This is a genomic window from Pseudomonadales bacterium, from assembly GCA_013215025.1.
In the GTDB taxonomy this organism is placed as follows: Bacteria; Pseudomonadota; Gammaproteobacteria; order Pseudomonadales; family DT-91; genus DT-91.
This window is the reverse complement of record JABSRR010000165.1, coordinates 1-7,451: the sequence shown is the minus strand read 5'-3', so window position 1 is coordinate 7,451 and position 7,451 is coordinate 1. Positions and strand designations below refer to the sequence as shown.

The window sequence follows — 7,451 nt, the reverse complement described above, 5'->3', positions numbered from 1 at the left end:
AATCTTTTCTACTAATGGTAAGAACTAAGTTCCATAACTTCAAGGCACTTAAAAAGTCTTTAAAATCATTTGGTAACTCTGAGCTTATTGATGCAGGTAAGCCTGCTTACATCAAAGCATCTCGTAGAATACACAGAAAAGCACAAAGCAACACTAGGTCATTTAAAAAGCCTACTGGCAGGTTACAGAAGAAGATAAGATGGGTTGGTGATAGTAATCCAAGGGCAGGCAAAGGTTCTATCTTAAATTACACTGTATATTCTAACTCTATCCAAGATATGTTGCTTACTTACGGTGTTCCTGAGGGTAAAATATCAGGCAAGGAATTAACTAAGCGTTCTAGGACTTATAAAGGCAAAAGATATAGACCAAAGCCTGCGGGTGACTTTACTAAAGGTGATAAAAAGCGTGAGAGATACTATAAACGCAACTGGGCATGGGGTAAGAGAGATCCTAATCCTTTTATGACAGAAGGTCAAGACTTTGATGACATTTTGAATGACATGGCTAACGAAACAGCCAATAACATATTTAAAGAATTTGATAAGAAATTTTCGGCATTAGCGACATGATAACAAAAGCAATTAGACAACACTTACAAGCAGATGCAAACTTGATGACTAATGTTAAGAATGTTTTTACCTTTTTTAACGCTATCAATATGCGCAGGGTAAATAACGCTTTATCGAAAAACACGTTCCCGATGATTACTATCAATGAACTAACAAAGAATCTTAATACGGTTCATCAAATTGGAACTGAGCATAACTTTGAATCGCAGGTTGAGATACAGCTTGATACTATCATAGAGCCCGATGCATGCAATGACAAGATGATACAAAATCTAAACGACTTGTTAGATGTACATGAAGATAGTGCAGAGCGCATATTTACAATTTTACATGGGTTTTCGGGTGACATGAATGGTGTGTCTGTCGGAAACTTACTATTTGAAGAGAGTGGTGATTCTCAGTTAGTGTATAACTTATACAATAACGACAAAGACCAAACTGTTCGTAGAAAAACTTTAAACTTTAACGTTAATTATAAAATAGGAGTATAGTCATGGCCGATCTATACGAAGCACATGGTATTCTATGTAGTGAAACAGCAGGTGGAAATCCTGATAACCCAGGGGCTTTTATCCCTACTGATGGCGGAATTGCCCGTGTATATGAGTTTGGTTTCCCATCAACTATTGATGAACGTGATGATATTACAGCGCATACTGATGCAAAGCGTATTACACGTCAACCCTCTATTTCTGAAGAGTCTGAAATTATAACTTTCTTAACTGACTTTCGTGAAGATTATCCTAACTACGTTGACCGCATCTCTACTTTTGACTTTACTTTCAAGTCAGACGCTTACACAACTCAGCCTCAGTGGACTGGTGTTGAACTTAAAGTAACTAACGTTGAGCCTGATGGTTCTTTTGTTGCAGGTGATGGTTCTGCAAAGCGTATGACAATTACTTGCGAAGTTCAAAACGACTTCACTATCACAGCAGGTTCTTAATCCATAATAGGAGAGCATAATGGATGATTTAAAAGCCGCTTTATCAGCACTGACAAACCGTAAGGTTAAAGTTGATTTCCCTAAAATAGATGGGATATATGTAAAACCGCTACCTATGAGAGCTAACCTTGAGTTACTTGCAGACGTAGAAGGTGATACTGATCAAGACAAAGATGATGACCTGCATATGGCTACTTTGGCTTATTGTATGGTGGACAAGGATGGTAAGCAGATATACAGCAAAGATGAATTTAAGAAGTTCTATGACAGTGCAGATGCAACTATATTAGAACCTTATATAAAAGCTGTTCACGCATTAAATGATTTTAGCGGAAAGCCTACTGAAGTTAAAAAAAAATAGTTAATCATCCGTTTATAAGAAGTGCGTTAGACTTGGCTTACGATAGGGATACCTACGTTGGTGGGTCTAGCGTTCTTTGTTTATCAACAATGGAAGTGCAGATTTGGCAGTGGTATCACATATATGTCAATAGGAATAAAATAGACCGAATAGAGACACCATTAGGGTTTGCAGGTATAGGTTCTGCATGTGACAAATTTAAAGACTTGAAGAAGATGGAACAGGTTATGGCTACTCCAATTAAACCAAAAAGCACAGCACTGGATATGTTCTATCGTCATAAAAAATTCAAACCGAAGAAGAGATAATAATGGCTACAGGCGCATCAAATACACTCACTAAGGAACTTAGGATTGAACTTAAGTTTGTTACCACTACGTTCCTGAAACAGACTAGAAATGCCGCTAGAGCATTAGATATATTAAACGGTAAGCTAGGCAAAACACAGTCAGCCGCTAATAGCACACAGGAATCTTTTAGGCAATTAGCTAAAGAAACTAGGGCTGTAGGTTCAAAAGAAAATACAGTTACATTTCAGCAGAACGCAAAAGCCTTACGTGAAGTTAGTAAAAGCGCAAAAGGTGCAAAAACATCTTTAAATCAATATAGCACAGCGGCATCAAGAGCAGGCTCAAAGTCAAGTAAAATATCCAATGGCTTTGTCGGTGTTGGAAGAAGTTCAGAGAGGGCTAAAAACGCTGTTAGCGGATTGACATCAGCTTTAAGTGGTTTTATAACTATACAATCAGCTCGTTCTGCTTTAAACAACTCACTGGCTTTTGATAGAGTTAATAACCGCATGAGAGCGGCCACCAATAGTACTGAAGAGTATAATGAGAAGACGAAAACCGCCTCTAGACTAGCTGACGAGCTTGGTGTTGACCTACTTGCCGCATCTCGTGGTTTTGCTACATTAACAGCCGCAACTAGAGGTAGTGGCGTAGAGGGTGCTGTAACAGACCAATTATTTGAGTCAATCTTAAAGACTTCTGCCGCATTATCATTGACTGCTGATGAGACTAATTCAGTAATTTTAGCTTTTGGTCAAGTTGCATCAAAAGGTAGAGCGGCCGCTGAAGAAATTAGAGGTCAAATTGGTGAAAGGATACCGGGCTTTTACACTAAATTAGCAGGAGCACTAGGCAAAACTCAAGCTGAATTAACTAAGCTATTAGATCAAGGTTTGCTGTCTTCCGATGAAGCTTTGACTGCTTCAGCTATTGCCCTTGACAAGGCTTTTGGACAAAAGGCACTAGACAACGCTAAATCTGCAACGGCTGAATACAATAGAATAGTAAACCAAATAAGACTTGCTAGTGATGAAAGTTCTAGATGGCTTGCATCAAATAGTGCAATCGTCTTGTCAATCAGAAAGATAGGTGAACGCTTAGCTGCAAACAGAGACGTAAGAGAGTCAGACATAGCATTGACCAAATCTGTAATTGAAGCAACTAAGACAAGGATTGCCCAAGCTGAAATAGCTAGAAAGCAAGGCGAGATAACTGCAAAAGAAGCTAGGAGGAGGCAGTTAGAGGCAATAAAATTCCAAGGCAAAACACTCCTTAACACTGAGAAAACAAAAGAACAGCTTAAAGAAATACAGAAGATTCAAAACTCTGTTGTTCGAGAGGGTGGTTTAGGCAGTGTAACTACACAATCAAATCTACTTGACATCACCAATGAATATTTAAAGAGTCAACGTGAAATAACCCAAGAAAGATTAGCACAAGAAAAAATACAGCAAGACCAAATTAAATTGCAAAACCTTTACAATAAAGGTGCTGAATTACCTATATTTGAAGAATACAATAAATCAGTCAAAGAGCAAGAGACTTCTGCTAAGAACTTCTTAAATTTACAACAACAATCACAGTTAGCTGTCGCCGAAGCTTTAAGTGTAGGTCTTAAGCAAAAGATCGCAAGGGATGAGCAAATCTCTCAAGATAAAACAAGGCTAGGAATTTTAAAGAAACAACTAGATAACCTTAAACAACAAGAGCAAGCTTTAAAAGGTGGTACTGGTAGAGTTAATTTCATAGACGCAATACAAGCAGGTTCGGCGCAGTCTGTAAAAGTAAGTATAGAAACTAGGTCAAGATCATTAGGCGCTGTTGATAGCAACAAAGAATTATTGCAAGAGAATCTACAAGAGCAAAAGAGAACTAATGAGCTTATAGAGGATTTAAATAATAAAATACAATTAGAGAGCGTATAATGGGAAATTTTGACAACTACGGGGGATTAACATCACAGACGGGTTCAGTGGGTGGCGGCAGTGGCACTTATGCAGGCGACAGGGGTATATTATTCCCTGAGTTTGACCAATGGGCTAGAGTAAACGATGCTATACTAAAGACCACTACAAGAGCAAGAATGACAGATGACGGCATAGAAGAGACTATAACAATAGATATAGACTTTAATGATAATCTTTGGCGACCTGCTTCGACTATATTAGCTAATCAGTACATCCCTAAAAAGGGTGATTCTCACCCAACAATATCAGGTTGTATACTTGATGACGTTTCTCTGACCCACTATAACAATCAGCCTGATCATTTCAGGGGCACTTTTAGCTATAAGTTTCCTAGAGCTGAAGCAGGTGGTGGTAGTAGCAGTGGTGGTAGCGGTGCTAATGGTGCTTTAACTCCTTTAGATGCCCCTTTCTTAATTAACTTCACGCCTGTTATAACTCGAATACCTTTAGATAATGACTTATCTCCACTGAAACAGCCTATCATAAACCCAAACGGTGAGCCTTATGACATTAAAATTAATAAAGTTCGACTTGATGGAGTGTGCAAATGGAATCAGTTTGACTGGGATCAGACGGACTCAGAAAAGCTCACAAATATAATAAATAAAGATACATGGACTGTAGGTGATTATAAGTTTTCCAAAGAAACAGTTCTATTAAATTATGTTGTTGGAAACTTGAAATTCTATACTGATGAAGAAGGCAGGCGTGTTAAATACTATGAGATGGAAGCAGGTATAAGTGTAGATAATAACGGTTGGGGCGTATCCAATGGTGGCATTGAAATCACACAGCAAGGGTCTTTTTATTACAACCAAGGCGACAAGAAGCTAGTGAAGCAACCTAGAGACAGGTCGGGTAATATAAACTACCATTTAAATGATGATGGTACACTAGCAAGTGGGAATGTTAATCAACCTACAGTCGAAAACCCTAGTACGCAGTTTTTTAAGATATATAACACGTCTGTGTTTAATTTTGTGGACATATAAAATGAGTTTAATAAATTTCACAGAATCCTCCGTTGCTCAACTAAGAGCCATATTAGGTAACTTTGGAGATGATGAGGTTTTAAGGCAAATAAAATCAACTGTGCCATATATTGAGTCTAGGTATTTTCAAGTTTCCGATATTGTTGAAATAGAAGTTGATGGAGCAGATAATCAAAAAGAGTACAAGGCATTTGAGATACTTCCCGACGGGACTCCAGTAGAAGATGGAATAATATTTGACTCTGAAAAAGAAAATACATACAATCCTTCTGACCCTATATACTTCGATAATCTACGGGTGAATGATATTGTTTTTTCGGGAAGTGTAGATGTTGGTTTTGCTTATAAAGTTGAAGCTGTTTGGAGGGAGCTTGAAAACGAAGACCCAATTTACTACATCATCCCGAAAGGTGGTGGGGGTGCTTCTATATTTCGTTTAAGATCAAAGCAATCCAACGTTATAGGCTACATAGACTTAGCTCAAAATGGATTCGATTTAATTGATAATGCGGACAACATTTTAGAGGTAGATGTGCCTGTAATACAGAGAAAGTTCAGTCAATGCGAGTTTTATGAAAATGAGATACTCTATGCTGTTTTAGATTCTGAAGGTGTTTATGATCTATCTCCATTTATGTCAGGTGTAGGTGTAGGCAATGCCTAGTAAATGGGAGACAAGCGGTATTGATTGGGATAATATAACCAAACATAGAACCTCTCACGTTATTTACGAATTAGCACAAGCAACGGCTGAAACATATAATAGAGCACTTGGTTCCACAATACTCAGTCGTCAGAATAACTACCCCATCGCTCCTGATTACACTCAAATAAATTTTAATATTAGGCAAGAAGAGATTTTGCTTTTTATTATAGATAAATTAAAGCGAATGTTTGCTGTTGATGAATCTTATTTCTTTAATGGATCACTACCCAATGGTACTAAGTGTTTTGTTTCAAATAATGTAAACCCGTCAATCCAAGCGTCTTATTATGATTCAACAAGTTTATACGCCTATTATAATGAATATTTAATGGGAATACCAACACTAGATTATTCAGAAGGTGGAGAACTTGAACAAAACTGCGGGGATTTAAGTTTTTTAAGAGATGATTTTTACTTTGGCAGAATTACTTCTGATATACTTGATTCTATTTACAAGATGTTAACATATCCTATGAAGTGCATACAGACTCCGTGGTCAAAAGACCTTAACGGTGATTATGCGGGGAAATACCTTAATGCTAATTTAAGTAAATTTTCTCGTTATATCCGAAGTAGATTTGGTTCTCATTGGGATTTAGATCAAGGAAGAGGTGAGGATTATATAAACAACGCAGGCTACACTCCCGATATAAACTTAGCGGTGGCTAGGATGTATCAAAATCTTGACCCCCCTACAGCTAGGAGCTTGCAAGATGTGCCAATAGCAAACACTCTCAGACTAGATAACAACCAAGACTTTAGTGGTGCGTGGGTTGCGAGGGCAGATAATAGAAGATATTATGCAAGGATAAGCTTAGGTACTGAGACAAATATAAACAATGGTAGTTTAGATGTAAACGATATGAAGATGGATATTATAAAGTGGTCTTTTAAAGATAATGACAAGAGATACACAAATCCTGACTTCTTTGGTTTATGGGGTGACTTTGGAATATACCCATTATCCTCGCCTTACACAACAGAGACAACTAGGGTAAACAATATAAATTATTCCGTGATACCAACTGGAACTAATTTCGACCCCGTTGGATTTTGGGATATAGGTGATGAAGTTATAACATCAGGATTACCAACATTGCCAGTTCAGAGAACCCAACCTAGATATGAGAAGATAATACAGACATATTTAGGATTAGGTAAAATAAACGCAAAAGGTTTAATGGATTATTACACCGAGGATGATTAATTGAAATATAAAACCGTTATCATATATTAAAAAATAGATTAAAACTTTTTCCGTGAGTAGCGTATCGCTCTCCTGCGCCAAAGCGGAATCCCTTTTAGGAGAACACAATGGCACGTAGCTATGTAGTAGACGTAAACGTAGATGACCCGACTAATGCAGTTTGGTTTCAAGAAGTTGGCAATATATCAGATGCCAATAAATATTTCCCCAACACAATTTATGGTGAAGCATCATTTGACTTAACTGTAAGATTTTGGCACGGTGAGGCTGAAGCAGGCAATGAAGCTAACTTCCAATCAGGCGATGACCTAGTATTATATGGTCGAATAGAAGACCAACCTAGTGGGGTATCAGCTACGTCATTAGCTACAGGCACTTTCACTATAGGTCAGAATGAGATTTTATTTGAC

The 7,451-nt window shown here is 37.7% G+C and carries 9 protein-coding genes; all 9 read left to right on the top strand.

Going from position 1 to position 7,451, the window contains the following annotated elements; translation table 11 throughout:
• Positions 1–14 precede the first annotated feature (14 nt).
• Positions 15–572 carry a hypothetical protein gene (locus HRU21_10690; protein ID NRA42755.1) on the top strand — a complete coding sequence of 186 codons (558 nt, stop codon included), beginning with the start codon at positions 15–17 and terminating at the stop codon, positions 570–572.
• Complete coding sequence (locus HRU21_10685) at positions 569–1,063, top strand: hypothetical protein (protein ID NRA42754.1); 495 nt, start codon at positions 569–571, stop codon at positions 1,061–1,063. The genes HRU21_10690 and HRU21_10685 overlap by 4 nt, the downstream gene beginning before the upstream one ends.
• 2 nt (positions 1,064–1,065) lie before the next feature.
• A complete protein-coding gene (locus HRU21_10680; GenBank protein NRA42753.1) occupies positions 1,066–1,518 on the top strand; it encodes a hypothetical protein in 453 nt (150 codons plus the stop codon).
• A gap of 19 nt (positions 1,519–1,537) precedes the next feature.
• Positions 1,538–1,879 carry a hypothetical protein gene (locus HRU21_10675; GenBank protein NRA42752.1) on the top strand — a complete coding sequence of 114 codons (342 nt, stop codon included), beginning with the start codon at positions 1,538–1,540 and terminating at the stop codon, positions 1,877–1,879.
• A 310-nt stretch (positions 1,880–2,189) separates the two neighbouring features.
• A complete protein-coding gene (locus HRU21_10670; protein NRA42751.1) occupies positions 2,190–4,094 on the top strand; it encodes a tape measure protein in 1,905 nt (634 codons plus the stop codon).
• A complete protein-coding gene (locus HRU21_10665) occupies positions 4,094–5,128 on the top strand; it encodes a hypothetical protein (GenBank protein ID NRA42750.1) in 1,035 nt (344 codons plus the stop codon). The genes HRU21_10670 and HRU21_10665 overlap by 1 nt, the downstream gene beginning before the upstream one ends.
• A gap of 1 nt (position 5,129) precedes the next feature.
• Complete coding sequence (locus HRU21_10660; protein NRA42749.1) at positions 5,130–5,792, top strand: hypothetical protein; 663 nt, start codon at positions 5,130–5,132, stop codon at positions 5,790–5,792.
• Positions 5,785–7,041, top strand: a complete 1,257-nt coding sequence (locus HRU21_10655) for a hypothetical protein (GenBank protein ID NRA42748.1) — start codon at positions 5,785–5,787, stop codon at positions 7,039–7,041. Before HRU21_10660 ends, HRU21_10655 begins: the two co-directional genes overlap by 8 nt.
• 107 nt (positions 7,042–7,148) lie before the next feature.
• On the top strand, positions 7,149–7,451 hold a 303-nt coding region (locus tag HRU21_10650), incomplete at its 3' end, for a hypothetical protein (GenBank protein ID NRA42747.1).